Below are 19,709 nucleotides of genomic sequence, written 5' to 3'. Positions count from 1 at the left end.
CTCTTCACCAGGAACGTCCGCCGAGCCCGGCACGGTTCCGCCACAGACGGTCCTGCACCCCGAGCCGCTCCCGCAACCGGGACATCCCCGGCAGCTTCGCCCGCTGTGCCCGGGACACGCGGTCCAGCTCCTCCAACAGGCGGCGGGTGCGGTGCTCGGTGTTGAGTTCGTCGATGATCCGGTTCACCTCGGTCAGCACGGCGCCCATCAGCTGCCAGTTCTCCCCGCCCTGGCGGACCTCCTCCTCCAGCAGCTGGGCGAGCCGGTCCCGGGTGCCGGCCGCCGTGTGCAGCTCGGCCGTCAGCCGCGCCTCCGCCGACTCGGCGTTCTCGCTCAGGTGCGTGGTCACAAGCACCGCGAAGCTGACCACGGCGTCGCCGAGCTCCGACAGCAGCTGCTCCACCGTCGCCCCGATCCGGGGCGGGAACAGCTCCACCGAGCCACGGGCCTTCGCCAGGTCCGTGAACGAGCGGGCCAGCACCCGCAGCACCACCGTGCAGATCTCCAGCGTGTCCAGGCCGGTGCGCAGCACCACCCGGTGCAGCAGTCCCTCCTTGACGCGCGGATTGAGCCGCAGACTGTCCTCGGCCTGCCGCAGGGACGCGTCCACCCGGACGATGTCGTGGTCCAGCCGGCGTGCCTCGTGCAGCCGCTCGGCCGCCCGCTGCCAGGGGATGCCGCCCGCGGCCTCCTCACCCATGCGCAGCATCAGCCGGCGCACCCGGCGTGCCAGGTCCTCGATCGACCGGCCGGCCTCGTCGACCCACACCGGGGGCGGCAGCAGCAGGTTGCAGGCCATCCCGACGACCGCGCCGATCAGCGTCTCCACGATCCGCGCCCAGGCCGTGAACCCGACCGTCGTCACCCCGAGCACCAGCATGGCGCTGATCGCCACCTCGGCCACGTACTCGTCGACGCGCACCAGGTGCCCCACGGCCAGCGAGGCCACGATCAGCAGCGCCAGGCTCCACCAGGTCAGCCCCACCAGCAGGCTGAAGGCGATGGCGACCAGGACACCGGCCACCACCGAGTTCACCCGGCGGATGCCGTTGGTGAGCGTGGCGTAGAAGGTGACCTGGACGACCAGCAAGGCGGTCAGGGGGGCGGTCAGCGGGGCCGGCTCGGGGCTCAGCCGGAGCGCGATGACGTAGGCGATCGTCGCCGCCGCGGCGGACCGCAGCGTCTGGACGACCACCGGCTCCCGGCGGCGCCCCACCAGGCGCCTGAGTTCCGCGGTCCACTTCCGTACCTCGAGCATCCCTTCGCGTGTTCCCGTTCCTCGGGCACGTCGAACGTGGCCGCCCCCGCCCGGGGGCAACCCCCGCAGGCCAACACCGGCTATCTGCGGCTCGTGGACCGGGCAGCATCGGCACTCTCAGGCGTACAACTTGTCGAGGAAGGCGGACAGATTGCCCGTCAGACGGGCGATCTGTTCCTCCAGCGTCAGGCTCTCCTCGAGCCGCGTCCCGGACTCGGGCACCTTCTTCCCGCGCACGTACAGCGAACACGCCAGGTCCGTGCACATGTACAGGCCGACCGAGTTGCCCTCGCGGCCCGCCGGGCCCGCCTTGCGCGCAGTCATCAGCGACACCCCGCCGCCGGGGTGGACCGTCAGGCACACCGAGCACATGCTGCGGTGCAGGAAGCCGCGCCGCGAGGCGGGGAAGCGCAGCGCGACCCCGACCGGCTCGCCCGCCCGCTCGGCGACCAGATAGCTGCGGTCGGGCGCCCCCGGATCACGCCAGCCGAGAAAGTCGAGGTCGTCCCACGGGCGTTCGCCGAGGTCGCGCGGGACCGTCAGCCGCTTGGCCTCGCCCTTGGAGCAGTTGACGAAAGAATTGCGGAGGTCCTGCTCGGCGAGCGGTCTCATGGGGCAGTCCTTCGGATGCGATCGGGGAACCTAGGGGGTCTAGGTTCCCGGCTAGCGTAGATAGCCAAGGGTGGGGCGGGCGAATGGTTTTCCGGCATGTGGCGGTCCGCTTAGCTCACAGTTTGAAATAAGGGTTGGTGTAAAGTGGGCCGGACAGGTTCGAAGGGAGCCACATGGCGGGGCGGAACGGGCGCACGGTACGCGACCTCAGACGGGGCAACCGCACGGCCGTACTGCAACGGCTGTACTTCGACGGCCCGTTGAGCCGCTACGAACTGGGCCCGGCGACCGGACTGAGCTCCGGCTCGGTCAGCAACGTGGTCGCGGACCTCGTGGCCGACGGCCTGGTGGAGGAGGCCGGCAGCGTCGACTCCGACGGAGGCCGTCCCCGCACCCTGCTGCGCGTCGCCCCGCGCAGCGGACAGATGATCGGCGTCGACGTCGGCGAAACCCGGGTCCGCGTCGAGCTGTTCGACCTGGCTCTCACCGAACTCGCCCGCATCGAGCGCCCGTTGACACCTCTGGGTTACGACGCCGAGGTCATCGCCGGTCACATCCGCGACGGCATCGCCGAGGTCCTCGCGGCCGAGGAGGCCTCGTCCGAGCGGCTGCTCGGCGTCGGTGTCGGCGTCCCCGGCATCGTCGAACACTCGGCGGACCGGGGCGCGGTGGTGCACGGGCAGACCATCGGCTGGGACGCCGTACCGCTGGAGCAGCTGCTCCGCTCCACCTCCCAACTCCCAGACACCGTGCCGTACTTCATCGACAACGGCGCCAAGACCCTGGGCCAGGCCGAGATGTGGTTCGGCGCGGGACGCGGCGCCCGCAACGCGGTGGTCGTGCTCTTCGGCTCCGGCGTCGGCGCCTGTCTGGTCACCCCGGAGGTGGAGCACGGGCGGGCCGTCGAGTGGGGCCATCTGACGGTACGGGTCCGCGGGCGCCGCTGCCGCTGTGGCGCCCCGGGCTGCCTGGAGGCCTACGCGGGCGCCGAGTCGCTGCTCGCCCGCTGGCGCGAGGCGGGCGGACGGCCGCCCGAGAACACCGACGAGGAGACCGCGCTCACCGCCATGCTCGCCGCCGCCTACCCGGCCGACGGCGGCGACCCCGACCCGGTCGCGCTGGCCGTGCTGGAGGAGACCGCCGAGTACCTGGGCGCGGGGCTGTCCGACCTGATCAACCTCTTCCAGCCCGAGCGGATCCTGATCGGCGGCTGGGCCGGCCTTCAGCTGGGCACCCGGTTCCTGCCAGCCGTACGCCGCCACGCGACGACGTACGCCCTGCGCCACCCCGCCGACAAGGTCACCATCGACCTCGGCCGGCTCGGCCCCGACGCGGTCACCGTCGGCGCCGCGATCCTGCCCCTTGCCGACTTCTTCGCCCGCGGGGGCCGCCGCGCCGAACCGGCCACCGAGGACCGGCTGCCGCCCTGGCGGGCGGCCCTGGAGGAGCGCGCGCCGCGGGCATGACCTGACAGGTAATCGACCCGCGTACGGGATCAGGGAACCATCGAGGTCGTCGGGCACGAAGCCCGTACCGCCGGATCGGCCGGAGACCGGCCGAAGACCCCGAGGAGGCCCTCATGCCGTACTTCGCGAGCCCCGTCGACGGCACCCGTCTGCACTACGTCGACCACGGTCCCGCCTCCGGGCCCGTCGCCGTCTTCGTCGCCAGCGCCTACATGGGGCACGAGATGTGGGAGTACCAGATGCTCCCGCTCGCCGAGGCCGGATACCGCTGCGTCGGCCTGGACCGGCGGGGCCACGGCCGTTCCGAGGACACCTGGAACGGCTACGACCTCGACACCCTCGCCGACGACGTCCACGGCCTGCTGGACCACCTCGACCTCGGTGACGTCACCCTGATCGCCCACTCCGTGGGCACCGGCGAGGCCGTGCGCTGCCTGACCCGGCACGGCACCGGCCGCGTGGCCCGGCTCGCCCTGGTCGCCGGTGTCGCCCCCGGTGTCGTCCGCTCGCCGGGCACCCCGGACGGACTGGACCCGGCGCTCGTCGAGGCCGACAACCAACTGTTCCGGCGCGACCGGGCGGCGTACTTCACGGCCCTGGCGGACGACTTCTTCGCCGTGCACCGGCCCGGCAACGACGTGTCCCCGGCCTACGTCCGTTACATGATCGACCGCTGCCTGGCCTCCACGCCCCGCGCCGCGAACGGCGTACGGGACGTGGTCGCCGCCCTGGACCTGGCCGCGGAACTGCCGGCCCTGGACCTTCCGGTGCTCGTGGTGCACGGCACCCACGACACCTCGGCGCCCCTGGAGCTCACCGGCGCCCGCTGTGCGCGGCTCGCGCCGCACAGCGCCCTGAAGGTGTACGAGAACGGCGGCCACGGCCTGTTCGCGACCCACGCGGAGCTGCTCACCGCCGATCTGCGGGAGTTCATCGAGGCCGGGCGGGCTCACGCCGAGGCGCCCGCCGGAGCGGGCGCCGAGGTCTAGGTCCTGTCGTCAAATTCCCGCCTGCCCCTGTCAGGCGCCGACGTACGCCGCCAGGTGCTCGCCCGTGACGGTGGAGCGGGCGGCGACGAGGTCGGCGGGGGTGCCCTCGAAGACGATCCGGCCGCCGTCGTGGCCGGCGCCGGGGCCGAGGTCGATGATCCAGTCCGCGTGCGCCATGACCGCCTGGTGGTGCTCGATGACGATCACCGACTTCCCGGAGTCCACGAGCCGGTCCAGCAGGCCGAGCAGCTGTTCGACATCGGCGAGGTGCAGGCCCGTGGTCGGCTCGTCCAGGACGTAGACGCCGCCCTTCTCGGCCATGTGCGTGGCCAGCTTGAGCCGCTGCCGTTCTCCGCCGGACAGCGTGGTGAGCGGCTGGCCGAGGCTGAGGTAGCCGAGCCCGACGTCGGCGAGCCGCCCGAGGATGCGGTGCGCGGCCGGCGTGCGCGCCTCACCGGCGCCGAAGAACTCCTCGGCCTCGGTCACCGGCATCGCCAGTACCTCGCTGATGTCCCGGCCGCCGAGCCGGTACTCCAGCACCGAGGCCTCGAACCGCTTGCCCTCGCAGTCCTCGCAGGTCGTGGCGACGCCGGCCATCATCGCCAGGTCGGTGTAGATGACGCCGGCGCCGTTGCAGGTGGGGCAGGCGCCCTCGGAGTTGGCGCTGAACAGGGCCGGCTTGACGCCGTTGGCCTTGGCGAACGCCTTGCGGATCGGGTCCAGCAGCCCGGTGTACGTCGCCGGATTGCTGCGTCGCGAGCCGCGGATCGCGCCCTGGTCGACCGAGACCACACCCTCGGCGACCGGGATCGAGCCGTGCACGAGCGAGCTCTTGCCGGAGCCCGCTACGCCGGTGACCACGGCCAGCACCCCGAGTGGAATGTCGACGTCGACGCCCCGGAGGTTGTTCGTCCTCGCGCCGCGGATCTCCAGCGTGCCGGCCGGCTTGCGCACCGTCTTCTTCAGCGAGGCCCGGTCGTCGAAGTGGCGGCCGGTGAGTGTGCCGCCCGCCCGCAGCCCCTCGACGGTGCCCTCGAAGCAGACGGTGCCGCCCGCCGTACCGGCGCCGGGACCGAGGTCCACGACGTGGTCGGCGATCGCGATCACCTCCGGCTTGTGCTCCACGACGAGCACCGTGTTGCCCTTGTCCCGCAGCCGCAGCAGCAGGCCGTTCATGCGCTGGATGTCATGGGGGTGCAGGCCCGCGGTCGGCTCGTCGAAGACGTAGGTGGTGTCGGTGAGCGAGGAACCGAGGTGGCGGATCATCTTGACGCGCTGCGCCTCGCCGCCCGACAGCGTGCCCGCCGGCCGGTCCAGCGAGAGATAGCCGAGGCCGATCTCCACGAACGAGTCGAGGCTGTGCCCCAGCTTCTCCAGCAGCGGCGCCACGGACGGCTCGTCCAGGCCGCGGACCCAGGCGGCCAGGTCGCTGATCTGCATCGCGCAGGCGTCGGCGATGCTGATCCCCGCGACCTTCGAGGCCCGGGCGCCCTCGGCTAGCCGGGTGCCCTCGCACTCGGGGCAGGTGGTGAACGTCGTCGCCCGCTCCACGAAGGCGCGGACGTGCGGCTGCAGGGCGTCGATGTCCTTGGCCAGCATCGACTTCTGGATCTTCGGGATCAGCCCCTCGTAGGTGAGGTTGATGCCTTCGACCTTGATCTTGGTCGGCTCCTTGTGGAGGAGGTCGTGCAGCTCCCTCTTCGTGTACTTGCGGATCGGCTTGTCCGGGTCGAAGAAGCCGCAGCCCTTGAAGATGCGGCCGTACCAGCCGTCCATGCTGTAGCCGGGGATGGTGAGCGCGCCCTCGTTGAGCGACTTGGAGTCGTCGTAGAGCTGGGTGAGGTCGATGTCGGAGACCGAGCCGCGGCCCTCGCAGCGCGGGCACATGCCGCCGGTGCGGGTGAAGGTCGCCTTCTCGGCCTTGCGGGCACCGCGCTCGACGGTGATCGCGCCGCTCGCCCGGACCGAGGGCACGTTGAAGGCGTACGCGCTGGGCGGGCCGATGTGCGGCTGCCCGAGCCGGCTGAAGAGGATGCGCAGCATCGCGTTGGCGTCGGTGGCGGTGCCGACGGTGGAGCGCGGGTCGGCGCCCATGCGCTGCTGGTCGACGATGATCGCGGTGGTCAGCCCTTCCAGGACGTCGACGTCGGGCCGCGCCAGGGTCGGCATGAAGCCCTGCACGAACGTGCTGTAGGTCTCGTTGATCAGCCGCTGCGACTCCGCGGCGATCGTGTCGAACACCAGGGAGCTCTTGCCCGAGCCGGAGACACCGGTGAACACCGTCAGCCGGCGCTTCGGTATCCCGATGGTGACGTCCTTGAGATTGTTCTCGCGGGCGCCGTGCACGCGGATCAGGTCGTGGCTGTCGGCGGCGTGCGGCGCGGGGGACTGCGGGTCCGCGCTCGGGGCCATGCTCATCGTCTCTCCATCTGTCGGCCGGGGCCGCCTGCGCGGACTCCGGCAGACACGCTACGTGGCGGGCGGGGGCCGGCGCTTCTCGAATTCTGACCGGCTTCCGATCGGCCTCCGACGGGCTCCTGATCGGCCCGGCCCGGTCCCCGGCAGCGTCTCAGCCGCCCGTCACGCGGGCCGGCGTACGGCCCTCGCGGGTCCAGGCGAGCAGTTCCTCGGCCGGCCACGTGGTGACCACCCGCTCCGCGGGCACCCCGCACTCCTCGGCGCGGGCGCAGCCGAGGATCTGCCAGTCCAGCTGGCCGGGCGCGTGCGCGTCGGTGTCGATGGCGAACAGCACCCCCGCCGCCACGGCCTCGCGCAGCAGCCGCCGGGGCGGGTCGAGCCGTTCCGGACGGCTGTTGATCTCCACGGCCGTACCGGACTCGGCGCAGGCGGCGAACACCTCGGCCGCGTCGAACCGCGACTCCGGCCGCTCCTCGCCCATGATCCGGCGTCCGGTGCAGTGCCCGAGGATGTCGGCGTGCGGGTCGCGTACGGCGGCCACCATCCGCCGGGTCATCGCGCGGGCGTCCATCCGCAGTTTGGAGTGCACGGAGACGACGACCACGTCGAGGCGTTCCAGCAGCTCGGGCTCCTGGTCCAGCGAGCCGTCGTCCAGGATGTCGCACTCGATGCCGGTCAGCAGCCGGAACGGTGCCCAGCGCGTGTTCAGCTCCGCCACCACGTCCAGCTGCTCGCGCAGCCGCTCGGGCGACAGGCCGCGGGCCACGGTCAGGCGCGGGGAGTGGTCGGTCAGGGCCGTCCACTCGTGCCCGAGGCGGGCCGCCGCTCGCCCCATCTCCTCGACCGGGCTGCCGCCGTCGGACCAGTCGGAGTGGGTGTGGCAGTCCCCGCGCAGCAGGGCCCGCAGCTCCTCGCCGCCGTCGGCGCGGAACGGTCCGTCCGTCTCCTCCTCCAGGTCGCGCAGATAGCCGGGCACCTCCCCTGCCAGGGCCTCCCGCACCACCTGCGCGGTCTTCGGGCCGACCCCCCTCAGTGACTCCAGCGTCCCGGCCGCCGCCCGCTCGGCCGTCTCGCCCTCGGGCAGGGCGGCCAGCACCCGCGCCGCGGTACGGAAGGCCTGCACCCGGTACGTGGGCGCGAGCGAGCGCTCCAGCAGGAAGGCGATCCGGTCCAGGGCCGCGACGGGATCCATGGCCACCTCCAGCTCGGCACGCACGTCCAGAGTAGGGGCGGCTGCGTTGGACGACCCGTCGCGGCGGGTTCCGGCCTACGCTCTATTGCATGACCGAACAAGGAGCCCCGTACATCTCCAAGCCGCGGATCCTGGTGCTCGGGGTCTGTCCGGGCAAGCCGGGCAGCCCGCCCTTCCGGATCATGGAGATCGACGGTCAGGTGGTCGGTGAGGCCAGGCATCTCACCGACGTGCTGGAGACCGCCGCGGCGTACGGCATCGTCATCCACGACATGAACGACACCGACGTGGTCCGTTGGGTGGGCGGCGACCAGTACCACTGGACACTGCACTGAGCCGGGCGCGGCACGGCCGGCCGTCCACCCCCGATCGGCGCCGCCGGCGCGCGGCCGGATCCCGTGCGCTCCGGTGACGGCAGGGGGCGGTCCGTAGCATGATCGACGCAGGCCGTGCTGATCATGCGAGGAGCGGATCGTGCGAGACATCGCCGTCTTCAGTGGCAGTGCCCATCCCGAACTGGCCCAGGAGGTCTGCGCCCACCTCGGTGTGCCGCTCAGTCCGATCCGGGTGAGCCGGTTCGCCAACGACTGCCTGGAGGTGCAGCTTCAGGCCAACTGCCGGGAACGGGACGTGTTCCTGGTTCAGCCGCTGGTCCGGCCGGTGCAGGAGCACCTGGTGGAGCTGCTGCTGATGTGCGACGCGGCCCGGGGCGCCTCGGCCGCCCGGATCACCGTCGTCATGCCGCACTACTCCTACGCCCGTTCCGACAAGAAGGACGCCCCGCGCATCTCCCTCGGCGGGCGGCTGGTCGCCGACCTGCTGGTGGCGGCGGGCGCGCGCCGGGTCCTCGCCATGACCCTGCACGCCCCGCAGGTGCACGGCTTCTTCTCGGTCCCCGTGGACCATCTGCACGCCCTGCGCGAACTCGCCGCGCACTTCCGGCAGTACGACCTCTCGCGCACCACCGTCGTCTCCCCGGACCTCGGCAACGCCAAGGAGGCCGCCGCCTTCGCCCGGCTCATCGGCGCGCAGGTGGCGGCCGGTGCCAAACAGCGGTTCGCGGACGACCGGGTCAGCATCAGCTCCGTCATCGGCGAGGTCACCGGCCGGGACGTCATCGTGCTGGACGACGAGATCGCGAAGGGCAGCACCGTGCTCGAACTCCTGGACAGGTTGCGGGAGTCGAACCCGCGCTCGATCCGACTTGCGTGCACGCACGGGCTGTTCGCCGCGGGAGCCCTGAAGCGGCTGAGCGAGCAGCCCGACGTACTGGAGATCGTCTGTACCAACACCGTGCCCGTGCCCGCCGACGAGCACAGCGACAAGCTCCGCGTCCTGTCCATCGCCCCCGCCCTCGCCGAGGCCGTACGCCGTATTCACAACGGAGAGTCCGTAAGCGCCCTGTTCGACGAGCCACGCAACGCCTAGACCGGAAGGAGTGGCGCGCAACCGGCGCCACCCGTCCGAGCAGGAGGGCCGGCAGTGGCGAAGGCGAAGTTCGAGCGGACCAAACCGCACGTGAACATCGGCACCATCGGTCATATCGACCACGGCAAGACCACCCTGACCGCCGCGATCACCAAGGTGCTGCACGACAAGTTCCCGCAGCTGAACCCGTTCACGCCCTTCGACCAGATCGACAAGGCCCCGGAGGAGCGGCAGCGCGGCATCACCATCTCGATCGCCCATGTCGAGTACCAGACCGAGCACCGGCACTACGCGCACGTGGACTGCCCCGGCCACGCCGACTACATCAAGAACATGATCACAGGCGCCGCGCAGATGGACGGCGCCATCCTGGTCGTCGCCGCCACCGACGGGCCGATGCCGCAGACCAAGGAACATGTGCTGCTGGCCCGTCAGGTGGGCGTGCCCTACATCGTCGTCGCCCTCAACAAGACGGACATGGTGGACGACGAGGAGATCCTGGAACTGGTCGAGCTGGAGGTGCGCGAGCTGCTCACCGAGTACGAGTTCCCCGGCGACGACGTCCCCGTGGTCAGGGTGTCCGCGCTGCGGGCCCTCGAAGGGGACCCGGAGTGGGCCGCCTCGGTGCTCGAACTCCTCGACGCCGTCGACCGGTTCGTGCCCGAGCCGGAGCGGGACGTGGACCGGCCGTTCCTGATGCCCGTCGAGGACGTCTTCACCATCACCGGTCGCGGCACCGTCGTCACCGGCCGGATCGAGCGCGGCACGCTGCGGGTCAACAGCGAGGTCGAGATCATCGGCATCCACGAGAAGAAGACGAGGACCACCGTCACCGGCATCGAGATGTTCCGCAAGCTGCTCGACGAGGGCCGGGCGGGGGAGAACGTCGGGCTGCTGCTGCGCGGGGTCAGGCGGGACGACGTCGAGCGCGGCCAGGTCGTCATCAAGGCCGGATCGGTCACCCCGCACACGGAGTTCGAGGCGCGGGCGTACATCCTCGCCAAGGACGAGGGCGGCCGGCACACCCCGTTCTTCGAGAACTACCGCCCCCAGTTCTACTTCCGCACCACGGACGTGACCGGCGTGGTGACCCTGCCCCGGGGCACGGAGATGGTGATGCCCGGCGACAACACCACCCTGCACGTCACGCTGATCCAGCCGATCGCCATGGAGGAGGGCCTGAAGTTCGCCATCCGGGAGGGCGGGCGGACGGTGGGCGCCGGCCAGGTCGTCAGGATCATCAAGTAAGACGTCAAACGGCCGTAATTCAACGGCTGTTCACCAGGAGCCGGACGTGGCCCCGGACTGTTCCAGGGCCGCGTCCGGTGTCGGGTGCGCGGGCAGCAGCCGGGACAGGCCGGTGACCTTGAAGACGCGGAGGGTCAGCGGGTGGGTGCAGACCAGGTGCAGTTGCCCGCCGCGTTCCAGCACCCGGGCGCGGGCGCGGTAGAGCAGCCGCAGCCCGGAGCAGTCGAAGAACTCGACCGGCCGCAGGTCGATGACGATACGGGCGTCGGCGTGCTCGGTGACCCGGTCGAGGTACGGCATGATCTCCGCCGCCGCGGCGATGTCGATCTCGCCGCGGAACTCCAGGACCGTGTGCCCGCGGTACGTGTGCACGCGCAGATGCCGGATGAACGGAGCGGACTCGTGTCGCACGACCGCCTCACCTCCCGCCCGCGCCCGGAAATCAGTGCCCCCGACCGTCAAGTTACCCTCGATGGAAGGAATTTGAGCATGTTCGATTGACATATGTCTTCGAGTTTTCAGACGTTCGCCATCGAACTTCAGTCGGACACGAGCACCAGCTTCCCCGTGGTCCGGCCGGTGTCACCCAGTTCGTGTGCCTTGGCGGCTTCTGCCAGCGGGAACGTCCCGGCGATCGCGGGGCGCAGTTGCCCGGACCACCGGCATCCGAACGTTCCGGCCCGCTCCCGCGTCGAAGGACCGACAACAGCGCCAAGGATCAGGCGAGCAACGGGGGGCGGGCATGCGCAGAGGACTGGCGGCGGTGGCGGTACTGGCGGCCGTGACGGCGGTGGGCTGCGACGGCGGCACAGGGGTGCGGACGGTGGTCGAGGGCACCCCTCCCGCCACCCCGTACAAAGGGCCGCTGTACGTCCCCACCAAGAGCGCGGCCGGTGACAGCCCCCGCTCCCTGCTGCTCGCCTCGGGAGCCGCGAGCCGGGCGCTGGAGTGCGACGGGGAGGTCTTCGACGGCTCCGGACCCGACGCCTGGCCCGAGTCCGAGGGAGGCGACACCCCCGAGGAGGGCCTGAAGCTCTACTTCGACTCGGTCCAGCCCGACCTCCCGGACCACGGCTACCGCGTGGAGCGCCGGGAGACCGACCGGGTGCTGTACTCCTTCGACGTCGGCGGCCGTACCAAGGTGGCCGTCGTCGTGGCCAGGAACCAGAAGGACCGGCCCGGTTGGGGCCCGGAGACGAACGCCTCCTGCGACCCCGCCGAACTCCCCGCGTCGTTCGCCGCCGCCCAGGGCTGGGAGGTCTGGACGGACGGCGCCGGCCGGCGGGTACCGGTGCGCAGGCTCACCAGTTCGCCGGGCGCGGAACACTGCGACTGGCAGTCGGCCCACTACCTCAACCTGGACGGCCGGACGTACGCCCGCGACCCCGAGGGCGTACTCCGCCGCGACGGCGTCCTCGCGGTGCCGTACCGCAAGGACGTCCGCATGCCGACCGGTGCGCACGACACCGGATTCCACTACCGCGACTGGCGGTTGTGGCTGACCGACGACAAGTCGACCGCGTACGTGCGCACTTCGCACGGCGTGGAAGCCTGGCCCCGGCTGGGGAGCCACGCCGGCTGCGCCTGAGCGGGGCACCGGTCGCGCTGCGTCCGTCGCGGCGGGCACGGGAAGGCCCCGCCGCGACGGGGGAACGCGGCGGGGCCTGACGCACGGGTGCCCGCCCCGAAGCCGGTTCATGCGTCCCGGGCGCAGATTTTTCTAAAAAAGGTCGCTCCCCGGCCGGAACCAACCCCCGCGGAGGCCCGCTCAGGCGCCGTCGAACGGCTCCAGCACGAAGACCGGGATCTCCCGCGAGGTCTTCTCCTGGTACTCGGCGTACGGCGGGTACGCGGCCACGGCCCGCTCCCACCACTCGGCCTTCTCCGCGCCGCTGACCTCGCGAGCCCGCATGTCCTGCTTGACCGGCCCGTCCTGCAGCTCGACATGCGGCTGCGACTTGACGTTGAAGTACCAGACGGGGTGCTTGGGCGCGCCGCCGAGCGAGGCGACGGCCGCGTACCTGCCATCGTGCTCCACCCGCATCAGCGGCGTCTTGCGGATCTTCCCGCTCTGGGCTCCCCGGGTCGTCAGCAGGATCACCGGCAGCCCGGTGTCGAGCAGGGTCGTCCCCTTCGTCCCCCCGGAACTCTCGTACAGCTCGACCTGCTCGCGCACCCACTGCGTCGGGCTGGGCTCGTATTCGCCCTCAAGAGGCATGGCTTCCGTCCCCTTCGTCGGTCCCACGGCTGTCTCGCACCCGGCTTCAACGCCGGTGGCGCTCCGGGTCATCCGTACCACGGATCCCCGCGGCCGGGGGGTCATTGACTCGCGCTACGACGACCCCGACACCACCGAGAAGATCCCGGTCAAGCCCGGCGACACGACCCAGGGGATGCTGGAACTCCCCGTGAGCTGGTAAGAGGCTCTGGTCATGCGTATCGACATCGACAAGGACGTCTGTATCGGAGCGGGCCTGTGCGCGCTGACCGCCCCGGGCGTCTTCACCCAGGACGACGACGGCTACAGCATGCTGCTCCCGGGCCGCGAGGACGGCGCGGGCGACCCGATGGTCAAGGAGGCCGAGCGCGGCTGCCCGGTGAGCGCCATCACCGTGGCGGAGGAGGGCGCATGAGGCGTGGGCGTCAGGGCGCCTTGCGGACGTAGCCCGAGCTGCCCGGTGTGGACACCTCGACGTCCCGGCGGACGATGCTCAGCCGCTCGCCCCAGCCGGCGACGGCCTTGCGCAGTCCGCTGTCGGTGTACTCGATGTCCACGACCCGGTCGTCGAAGGCGTTCGCGTACACCTCGCACTCGTCGTACTGCCCGCACTCCTCCGCCACGGCGAAGTCCAGACCCGTCCGCGCGCGCTGCCCGGCCAGTTCCGTGGCGTTCTTCTGCGCGATGGCCAGATGCCGGGCGTGCGCGTGCCGGGACAACAAGGTGATGAACGCGGTGGCGTCGGCCGCGGTCAGCAGGTGCCGGGAGCGGGTGTAGCTGTCGTAGTTGTCGGGCTCGACGGCGTCGAAGCCCTTGGCCGCGCAGCCGTCGATCCACCCGTCCACCCGCTCGGCCACCCGCTCCCGCTTGGCCGCTGTGCCGATGTCGAGGAGCGGCTCGTCCCAGTCCTCGTCGATCACGACCTTGCCGTGCGCGTCGCGCAGCAGCAGGTCGGCGGGCCACGCGTCGCGCTCGGCCGGCTGTGCCTGGAAGGCGTTGACGTAGCAGATGTTGTACAGGCCGGGCGCGGGGGAGTCGGACCGGTCGCGGCTGACGATGCGGACGCCGGCGGGCGGGGGATAGGCCCCGCCGATCTGGTAGTCGAACCCGGCGTGGCGCGGGGGCAGCCGCACCGCGCCGGACTTCGGCGAAGCCGGCTGCTCCCGCTGCTTCTCCGCATCGCAGCCGGCGAGCGTCGACACGGCGAGGACCACGGCGAGCACGGCTGCGCCGACGGCCGCTGCGGGGCCTCGTGCACGGGTAACTCCCTTGGGGGGCACGTCCGCTCCCTCCTGCGCGCGCCGGGCGGCGCGGCACGGGCAGGATCAAATCGCCGCCGCACGGTCGCGGTCAAATCGGCCGCGGCTCACGTCGTAGGCTCGGTGACGACCATCGTCCTGAAGGCGGGAGCAGCAACGATGCAGTACGTGAAGCTCGGTTCGACAGGCCTGGACGTGTCGCGGATCTGTCTGGGCTGCATGACCTACGGCCTGCCCGACCGGGGCGTGCACGAGTGGACGCTGGACGAGGAGGCGTCCCGCCCGCTCATCCGGCAGGCGCTGGAGGCGGGCATCAACTTCTTCGACACCGCCAACAGTTACTCCGACGGCACCAGCGAGGAGATCGTCGGCAAGGTCCTGCGCGAGTACGCCGACCGCGACGAGATCGTGTTGGCGACCAAGGTGTACAGCCGGGTGCGGCCGGGCGCCAACGGCGCCGGGCTGTCCCGCAAGGCGATCATGACCGAGATCGACCACAGCCTGCGCCGCCTCGGCACCGACTACGTCGACCTCTACCAGATCCACCGCTACGACCACGCCACTCCCGTCGAGGAGACGATGGAGGCGCTGCACGACCTGGTCAAGGCGGGCAAGGTGCGCTACATCGGGGCGAGTTCGATGTACGCCTGGGAGTTCTCCAAGGCGCAGTACACGGCGGAGCTGCACGGCTGGACCAAGTTCGTGACCATGCAGAACCACTACAACCTCCTCTACCGCGAGGAGGAGCGGGAGATGCTGCCGCTCTGCGCCGACCAAGGCGTCGGCGTGCTGCCGTGGAGCCCCCTCGCCCGCGGGCGCCTGACCCGCGACTGGGGCACGGTCACCGAGCGCAGCGCGGGCGACAACTTCGGCAGCCACCTGTACCTGGACAGCGACCGTTCCATCGTCGAGGCCGTGACCCGCATCGCCGGCGACCGCGGCGTCCCGCGCGCTCAGGTCGCCCTCGCCTGGCTGCTGCACCAGGACACCGTGACCGCACCCATCGTCGGCGCGGCCAGGCCGCAGCACATCGAGGACGCGGTGGCCGCGGTCGAACTGGAGCTGAGCGACAAGGAGATCGAGGAACTGGAGCAGCCCTACACCCCGCGCGCGATCAGCGGCCACTGAGCGGCCGTCGGGCGTTCAGTGGGGCCCGTGCGGTACGAACTCCGTGCCGCACGGGCCGGTGCCCTCGCTCTCCGGCAGTGGCCACTGGCCTTTCACGCCAGGCGGGTTGCCCCCCGTCCGTCACGACGACGGAGTGCCCGGGGTGCCCCCCGTCCGTCACGACGACGGAGTGCCCGGGGTGCCCAGGAACTCCGCCCAGCCGCCCGTCGGCGCCTGGCCCGGGGCCAGGGTGCGCAGCTTGCGCAGGGCCGCCGGGTCCTGTGCCTCCAGCCAGGCCACCAGCTGCTTGAAGGACACGAAGCGCACGTCGTCGTGGGCGGCCATCTGTCCGATCGCCTCCTCGACGGCGTCCATGTAGATGCCGCCGTTCCAGCGTTCGAAGTGGTTGCCGATGAAGAAGGGGGCGCGATTGGTCTCGTACGCGCGCCGGAATCCGGCCAGATAGGTGTCGCGGGCCTGGGCGCGCCAGGCGTCGTACTGGGAGCGGTTGCCCAGGGGGTTCCCGGCGGACTGGTTGAACATCATGTTGTAGTCCATCGACAGGACTTGGAAGGAGTGCCCGGAGAACGGTATGGACTGCAGCGGGAAGTCCCAGATCCGGCCGCCCTGGACCTTGCCCGGCCAGATCTGCAGGCCGCCGGGGGAGCTGGCGTCGTACTTCCAGCCGAGCGCGGCGGCCGTGGGCAGCAGGTTGGACTGGCCCTCCAGACAGGGGGTGCGTCCGCCGATCAGTTCCTTGCGGTAGTCGAAGGGCAGCGGTTCGAGGTCGGTGAAGCCGGTGTTCGTCTTCCACTTCGTCACGAAGTCCACGGCCTGTTCGATCTCGCTGCGCCACTCGGCCGGGGACCAGTTGCGCACCCCGGTCGCGCCGCAGAAGTGCCCGTTGAAGTGGGTGCCGATCTCGTGGCCCTCCAGCCAGGCCGCCCGCACCTGCTGGAGCGTGGCGTGGATGTGCCGGTCGGCGAGATAACCGATCGCGGAGGCGCCGACCGGGTGCTGCGGCGGGCGGTACAGGTTCTTCTTGGCCTCCGGGAGCGTGTAGATGCCGCTGAGGAAGAAGGTCATCTTCGCGCCGTGGTCCGCGGCCACCTTGCGGAACCGGGAGAACAGCTGGTTGCTCACCTCGCCCGCGCCGTCCCAGGAGAACACCACGAACTGCGGGGGCCGCTGCCCCGGCTTCAGCCGGTCCGGCACCGGCTGGTGCGGCTGCGCGCCGGTGTCGGCGGTGGAGCCGTCGCCGATCAGCCGGACCGGCCGGGCCTGCGCGGTGCCCGTGCCGCCCGCGGCGGCGGGCCCGCCGACCCGCAGTCCGCCGCCGGAGGAGCAGGCGGACAGCGCGCCGAGGGCGCCCGCCGCCGCTCCGGCCGTCAGCACACGCCTGCGTGAGAAGCCGTTCATCGTTGTCCCCGATTTCCTCGTCACGACCCCGTGCGGGGCCTTCTTGCTGTGCGGTCGACGGGGTTCGATGAACGGGAGCGGCGGAAAGATCGCGGCCGGCGGTGCCTGTTGCCTTCCTGTGACAGTTGTGGCGCGGTCATGACGGACCCCGCTGCCGGAGTCCGACAGCGGGGTCCAGGAGGCGGGGTGGCTCAGGGGCCGGTGCCGGGGCTGAACACCGTCAGGGAGACGGAGGACGAGTTGCCGGAGACCGGGACCGGTCCGGCCGGCCATGCCACCTTCAGCTGGTCCCGCTCGTCCGGCGGGGTGACCAGCAGGGCGGCCGGGGTGGCCGTCTTCGCGCCGCTGATCCCGGGGTTGGAGAAGGTGAGCCCCGCCCAGGCGCTCTGGCCGGGCCTGAGCGTGACGGTCACCGGCGAGCCCGACTCACGCCTGGGGTCGGGGCCGAGCTGGGTGCCGGAGGCGCTGACGAAGGCCGCGCCCGGGTAGCCGCGCACGGTGCAGGTCCGGCCGGAGGCGTTGGTCAGCACGACGGGGAAGTTCTCCTGGCCGGCGCCCGGGTCGTTACGGCCCACGGAGGCGCGCAGCTCGGAGGTGTGGCAGCGGGTGCCCGTGCCCGTCGCCGGGGTGGTCGTGGTCGAACGGCCGCCCGAGGGCGTGCTGGCCTTCCCGGCGGGGGCGGAGGAGGCGGCCGGGGTCGTACCGCCCGGAGTGGCGGCGGGGCCGGACGTGCCGGAGGAGGGGCTCTTGGCGTCTTCGGTGGCGGGTGCCGCCGTACCCGCCGCCGTGTGCATGGGGTTGTGGTGGCCGGAGACGCCGCCGCAGGCGGTCAGGAGGCCCAGCACGGCGACCGCGCTCACCAGCAGGGTCCCGCGCCGTACGGACGGGGGTGTGTACACCATGTCGCTCAACACTCCTGGATCTTCACGGCACACGCGGTCCGCGTGCCTGCGGCGCCGAGTGCGCCGTCATGACACTCCGATGCGCGAGCCGACGGAAAAGTTCGCCACACGCAGGGTTCTTTCCCCCGCCTTGACCTGCGGACGCCACCCTTGCGCGTGACGTCACCCCTGGCGTGTCAGCTCACCCGCAGCGAACGGAGTACGGCTTCGGTCGCGTCGCCCGCACCCTGCTGGCGCACCTGCACGTACACCTGCGGCTGCTTGGCGCCGCTCGCCGGATTCAGGGCGGACTCCGTCACCGAGCCGCCGTCGGGGCAGCCGCTCCAGGCGCGGACCAGGCCGTGCCAGTGGGCGTCGGCGAAGGTGCGGCTGCCGGAGTAGCGGCAGCCGGAGTGGGCGAGGGCCTTGACCCGGGCGGTGAGGTCGCCGTGTTCGCTGACTCCGATGAACACCCCGTCGACCGCGGCCTTCAGGTCCGGCCATCGCGCGAGGTCGTCGGCGACCACCAGACCCGGCTCGTGCCCGGCCCGCAGCCCGAGCGTGCCCGGGTCCCAGCCGGAGGCGCGCAGGGTGCGGCCCCAGTCGGCCGGGACCTCGGCGACCACCCGGCCGGTGGAGTCCGACACCCGTGTCCCGTCCGCCGTGCCGGGCCGGTTGGCCAGCATGGTCACCGTGACCGCGGCGGCCCCCGCGGCCAGCACCGCGGCGAGGGCCAGGGTCACGGTGTTGAGCCTGCCCCGGACGGCGTCCAGCCGCCTCCGGCTCCGCGCGACCGGGCCCGCCGCCAGCCGGTCCAGCTCGTCCGCGAACACCTGAGCACCGGGCCAGCGGCGCGCCCGGTCCGGCTCCAGCGCGCGCAGCAGCGCCCGCTCCACGTCCTCGCCGAGCTCCGGCCGCAGCCGCGTGGGCGGTACGACCCTCCCGGGCGGGCCCGGCACGGCGCCGGTGACCAGCTCGTAGCCGACCGCGCCCAGGCTGTAGACGTCGGCCCGCTCGTCGATGCCCGCCCCGGGCTCGGCCTGCTCCGGCGGCCGGTACCCCGCCGAGCCCGCCGCCAGCGTGAGCACCGAGGCCTGCGCGAGGCTCTTGGCCAGCCCCAGGTCGGCCAGCAGCACCCGCCGCCCGCCGTCGGGCGCGGTGTGCAGCAGCACGTTGGTCGGCTTGATGTCCCGGTGCACGATGCCCGCCTCGTGCAGCGCGGCGGCACTGCGCGCGGCCAGCGCCGTCAGCCGCAGCGCCTCCGGGACCGGCAGCGGACCGGCCGCCAGCAGATCGGCGAGGGTCCCGCCGTCGGCGTATTCCATTACGAAGTACGGCCTGCCGTCGGGGAGTTCACCGATGTCGTAGACCTGCACCACCCGGCTGGAGCCCGCCCTGCGCAGCAGCCGCGCCTCGGACAGGAAGCGCTCCCGGATGTCGAGCCGGTGCGCCCAGTTCTCGGCGAGGACCTTCACGGCCACCGGGGCGTCGAGTTCGTCGTCGTGGGCGAGCCAGACCGTGGCGAAGGCGCCGGAGCCCAGGCGCCGTTCGAGACGATAGCGGCCGATCCGCTCCAGGGGGTGCATACGACTATCATGCCTGCCCTGAGATCGACTTCGAGGAGGACCCTTCCGTGCAGGACCCGGCGCCGTTGGAAGACCTCGCCCGGCGGGCCGCCGCGGGCGACAGCGCTGCTCTGGACCGGCTGCTGACCGACATCCGGCCCGAGGTCGTACGCCGCTGCGGACGCTTCCTGCCGTGCCGCGAGGACGCGGAGGAGGCCGCCCAGGACGTGCTGTTGCAGGTGGCCCGGCACATCACCGCCTTCGAGGGCCGCAGCCGCTTCGGCACCTGGCTGTACACCGTGGCCGCCAACTGCTGCCGGCAGAAGTACCGCGAGCTGAAACGGCGGGCCGCCGAGCAGCCCGCCGCCATCGAGCCGGCCGCACACGTCGACCCGCGCACCACCAGCGTCATCGCGGGCTCCCGCGTCGACCTGCTGGAGGCGCTGGACCGGCTGGAGCGGGAACACCCGCAGCTGGTCGCGCCGCTGGTCTACCGGGACATCTGCCAGCTGGAGTACGCCGAGGTCGCCGAGCGCCTCGGCATCCCGCTCGGCACCCTCAAGTCCCGGCTGCACGAGGCCCGCAAGCAGGTCCGGCCCTGGCTCACGGCCGGCTGACCCACCGGTCCTGACGCAGGACTCCTCGCAAC

At 71.9% G+C, this 19,709-nt stretch carries 20 protein-coding genes and 1 pseudogene; 10 read left to right on the top strand and 11 right to left on the bottom strand.

The window, feature by feature from the left end; translation table 11 throughout:
• Nucleotides 1-4 precede the first annotated feature (4 nt).
• Both ACWD35_RS10885 and ACWD35_RS10880 read right to left on the bottom strand, forming a co-directional pair.
• On the bottom strand, nucleotides 5-1,258 hold the full coding sequence (locus tag ACWD35_RS10885; protein WP_451350853.1) for an FUSC family protein: 1,254 nt from the start codon (nucleotides 1,256-1,258) through the stop codon (nucleotides 5-7).
• A 117-nt stretch (nucleotides 1,259-1,375) separates the two neighbouring features.
• A complete protein-coding gene (locus ACWD35_RS10880; protein ID WP_451350852.1) occupies nucleotides 1,376-1,870 on the bottom strand; it encodes an FBP domain-containing protein in 495 nt (164 codons plus the stop codon).
• Nucleotides 1,871-2,043: 173 nt separating this feature from the next.
• Here ACWD35_RS10880 and ACWD35_RS10875 point away from each other — a divergent pair, with 173 nt between their 5' ends.
• Nucleotides 2,044-3,336, top strand: coding sequence for an ROK family protein (locus ACWD35_RS10875; protein WP_451350851.1), 1,293 nt, complete (start codon nucleotides 2,044-2,046; stop codon nucleotides 3,334-3,336).
• A gap of 113 nt (nucleotides 3,337-3,449) precedes the next feature.
• A complete protein-coding gene (locus ACWD35_RS10870; RefSeq protein WP_451350850.1) occupies nucleotides 3,450-4,325 on the top strand; it encodes an alpha/beta fold hydrolase in 876 nt (291 codons plus the stop codon).
• Between the two features lie 30 nt (nucleotides 4,326-4,355).
• Here ACWD35_RS10870 and ACWD35_RS10865 read toward each other — a convergent pair whose 3' ends face one another.
• Both ACWD35_RS10865 and ACWD35_RS10860 read right to left on the bottom strand, forming a co-directional pair.
• Nucleotides 4,356-6,737, bottom strand: coding sequence for an ATP-binding cassette domain-containing protein (locus ACWD35_RS10865; protein WP_451351092.1), 2,382 nt, complete (start codon nucleotides 6,735-6,737; stop codon nucleotides 4,356-4,358).
• Nucleotides 6,738-6,894: 157 nt separating this feature from the next.
• On the bottom strand, nucleotides 6,895-7,935 hold the full coding sequence (locus ACWD35_RS10860) for a PHP domain-containing protein (protein WP_451351091.1): 1,041 nt from the start codon (nucleotides 7,933-7,935) through the stop codon (nucleotides 6,895-6,897).
• An 89-nt stretch (nucleotides 7,936-8,024) separates the two neighbouring features.
• On the opposite strand from ACWD35_RS10860, the gene ACWD35_RS10855 reads away from it, so the two are divergent.
• The 3 genes from ACWD35_RS10855 to tuf all read left to right on the top strand — a co-directional run bounded on the left by ACWD35_RS10855 (nucleotide 8,025) and on the right by tuf (nucleotide 10,611).
• Nucleotides 8,025-8,270 (top strand): hypothetical protein, encoded by a 246-nt coding sequence (locus tag ACWD35_RS10855; protein ID WP_451350849.1) that lies wholly within the window; start codon nucleotides 8,025-8,027, stop codon nucleotides 8,268-8,270.
• 139 nt (nucleotides 8,271-8,409) lie between these two features.
• On the top strand, nucleotides 8,410-9,363 hold the full coding sequence (locus ACWD35_RS10850; protein ID WP_451350848.1) for a ribose-phosphate diphosphokinase: 954 nt from the start codon (nucleotides 8,410-8,412) through the stop codon (nucleotides 9,361-9,363).
• A 54-nt stretch (nucleotides 9,364-9,417) separates the two neighbouring features.
• Nucleotides 9,418-10,611, top strand: coding sequence for an elongation factor Tu (gene tuf / locus ACWD35_RS10845; protein WP_451350847.1), 1,194 nt, complete (start codon nucleotides 9,418-9,420; stop codon nucleotides 10,609-10,611).
• 30 nt (nucleotides 10,612-10,641) lie between these two features.
• Here tuf and ACWD35_RS10840 read toward each other — a convergent pair whose 3' ends face one another.
• Both ACWD35_RS10840 and ACWD35_RS10835 read right to left on the bottom strand, forming a co-directional pair.
• Nucleotides 10,642-11,022, bottom strand: a complete 381-nt coding sequence (locus ACWD35_RS10840; RefSeq protein ID WP_451350846.1) for an anti-sigma factor antagonist — start codon at nucleotides 11,020-11,022, stop codon at nucleotides 10,642-10,644.
• Nucleotides 11,023-11,150: 128 nt separating this feature from the next.
• Nucleotides 11,151-11,267 (bottom strand): annotated as a pseudogene (locus ACWD35_RS10835) (zinc-binding dehydrogenase); the annotation flags it as partial.
• Nucleotides 11,268-11,353: 86 nt separating this feature from the next.
• Between ACWD35_RS10835 and ACWD35_RS10830 the strand changes: the two are divergent.
• Nucleotides 11,354-12,199, top strand: a complete 846-nt coding sequence (locus ACWD35_RS10830; protein WP_451350845.1) for a hypothetical protein — start codon at nucleotides 11,354-11,356, stop codon at nucleotides 12,197-12,199.
• A 180-nt stretch (nucleotides 12,200-12,379) separates the two neighbouring features.
• On the opposite strand, the gene ACWD35_RS10825 is transcribed toward ACWD35_RS10830, so the two are convergent.
• A complete protein-coding gene (locus ACWD35_RS10825) occupies nucleotides 12,380-12,829 on the bottom strand; it encodes a nitroreductase family deazaflavin-dependent oxidoreductase (RefSeq protein ID WP_451350844.1) in 450 nt (149 codons plus the stop codon).
• Between ACWD35_RS10825 and ACWD35_RS10820 the strand changes: the two genes are divergently transcribed.
• Together ACWD35_RS10820 and ACWD35_RS10815 are read left to right on the top strand one after the other, a co-directional pair.
• Nucleotides 12,828-13,031 carry a hypothetical protein gene (locus ACWD35_RS10820; protein ID WP_451350843.1) on the top strand — a complete coding sequence of 68 codons (204 nt, stop codon included), beginning with the start codon at nucleotides 12,828-12,830 and terminating at the stop codon, nucleotides 13,029-13,031. The two genes, ACWD35_RS10825 and ACWD35_RS10820, sit on opposite strands and share 2 nt — an antisense overlap.
• A gap of 12 nt (nucleotides 13,032-13,043) precedes the next feature.
• Complete coding sequence (locus tag ACWD35_RS10815; RefSeq protein ID WP_451350842.1) at nucleotides 13,044-13,244, top strand: ferredoxin; 201 nt, start codon at nucleotides 13,044-13,046, stop codon at nucleotides 13,242-13,244.
• Between the two features lie 10 nt (nucleotides 13,245-13,254).
• Here the strand turns inward: ACWD35_RS10815 and ACWD35_RS10810 are convergent, their stop codons facing one another.
• Nucleotides 13,255-14,109, bottom strand: a complete 855-nt coding sequence (locus ACWD35_RS10810; RefSeq protein WP_451350841.1) for an endo alpha-1,4 polygalactosaminidase — start codon at nucleotides 14,107-14,109, stop codon at nucleotides 13,255-13,257.
• 138 nt (nucleotides 14,110-14,247) lie between these two features.
• Here ACWD35_RS10810 and ACWD35_RS10805 point away from each other — a divergent pair, with 138 nt between their 5' ends.
• Nucleotides 14,248-15,216 carry an aldo/keto reductase gene (locus ACWD35_RS10805; RefSeq protein WP_451351090.1) on the top strand — a complete coding sequence of 323 codons (969 nt, stop codon included), beginning with the start codon at nucleotides 14,248-14,250 and terminating at the stop codon, nucleotides 15,214-15,216.
• 156 nt (nucleotides 15,217-15,372) lie between these two features.
• Here ACWD35_RS10805 and ACWD35_RS10800 read toward each other — a convergent pair whose 3' ends face one another.
• The 3 genes from ACWD35_RS10800 to ACWD35_RS10790 all read right to left on the bottom strand — a co-directional run bounded on the left by ACWD35_RS10800 (nucleotide 15,373) and on the right by ACWD35_RS10790 (nucleotide 19,081).
• The gene (locus ACWD35_RS10800) at nucleotides 15,373-16,614 is read right to left on the bottom strand and encodes a hypothetical protein (RefSeq protein WP_451350840.1); all 1,242 of its coding nucleotides are present in this window, start codon (nucleotides 16,612-16,614) and stop codon (nucleotides 15,373-15,375) included.
• Between the two features lie 191 nt (nucleotides 16,615-16,805).
• A complete protein-coding gene (locus ACWD35_RS10795) occupies nucleotides 16,806-17,516 on the bottom strand; it encodes a DUF4232 domain-containing protein (protein WP_451350839.1) in 711 nt (236 codons plus the stop codon).
• Nucleotides 17,517-17,692: 176 nt separating this feature from the next.
• On the bottom strand, nucleotides 17,693-19,081 hold the full coding sequence (locus ACWD35_RS10790) for a serine/threonine-protein kinase (RefSeq protein WP_451350838.1): 1,389 nt from the start codon (nucleotides 19,079-19,081) through the stop codon (nucleotides 17,693-17,695).
• A 47-nt stretch (nucleotides 19,082-19,128) separates the two neighbouring features.
• Here ACWD35_RS10790 and ACWD35_RS10785 point away from each other — a divergent pair, with 47 nt between their 5' ends.
• Nucleotides 19,129-19,677, top strand: coding sequence for an RNA polymerase sigma factor (locus tag ACWD35_RS10785; protein WP_451350837.1), 549 nt, complete (start codon nucleotides 19,129-19,131; stop codon nucleotides 19,675-19,677).
• Nucleotides 19,678-19,709: the final 32 nt, after the last annotated feature.

The sequence above is a fragment of the Streptomyces sp. NPDC002671 genome, from assembly GCF_053592475.1.
This window is presented reverse-complemented; position numbering and strand designations above follow the sequence as displayed.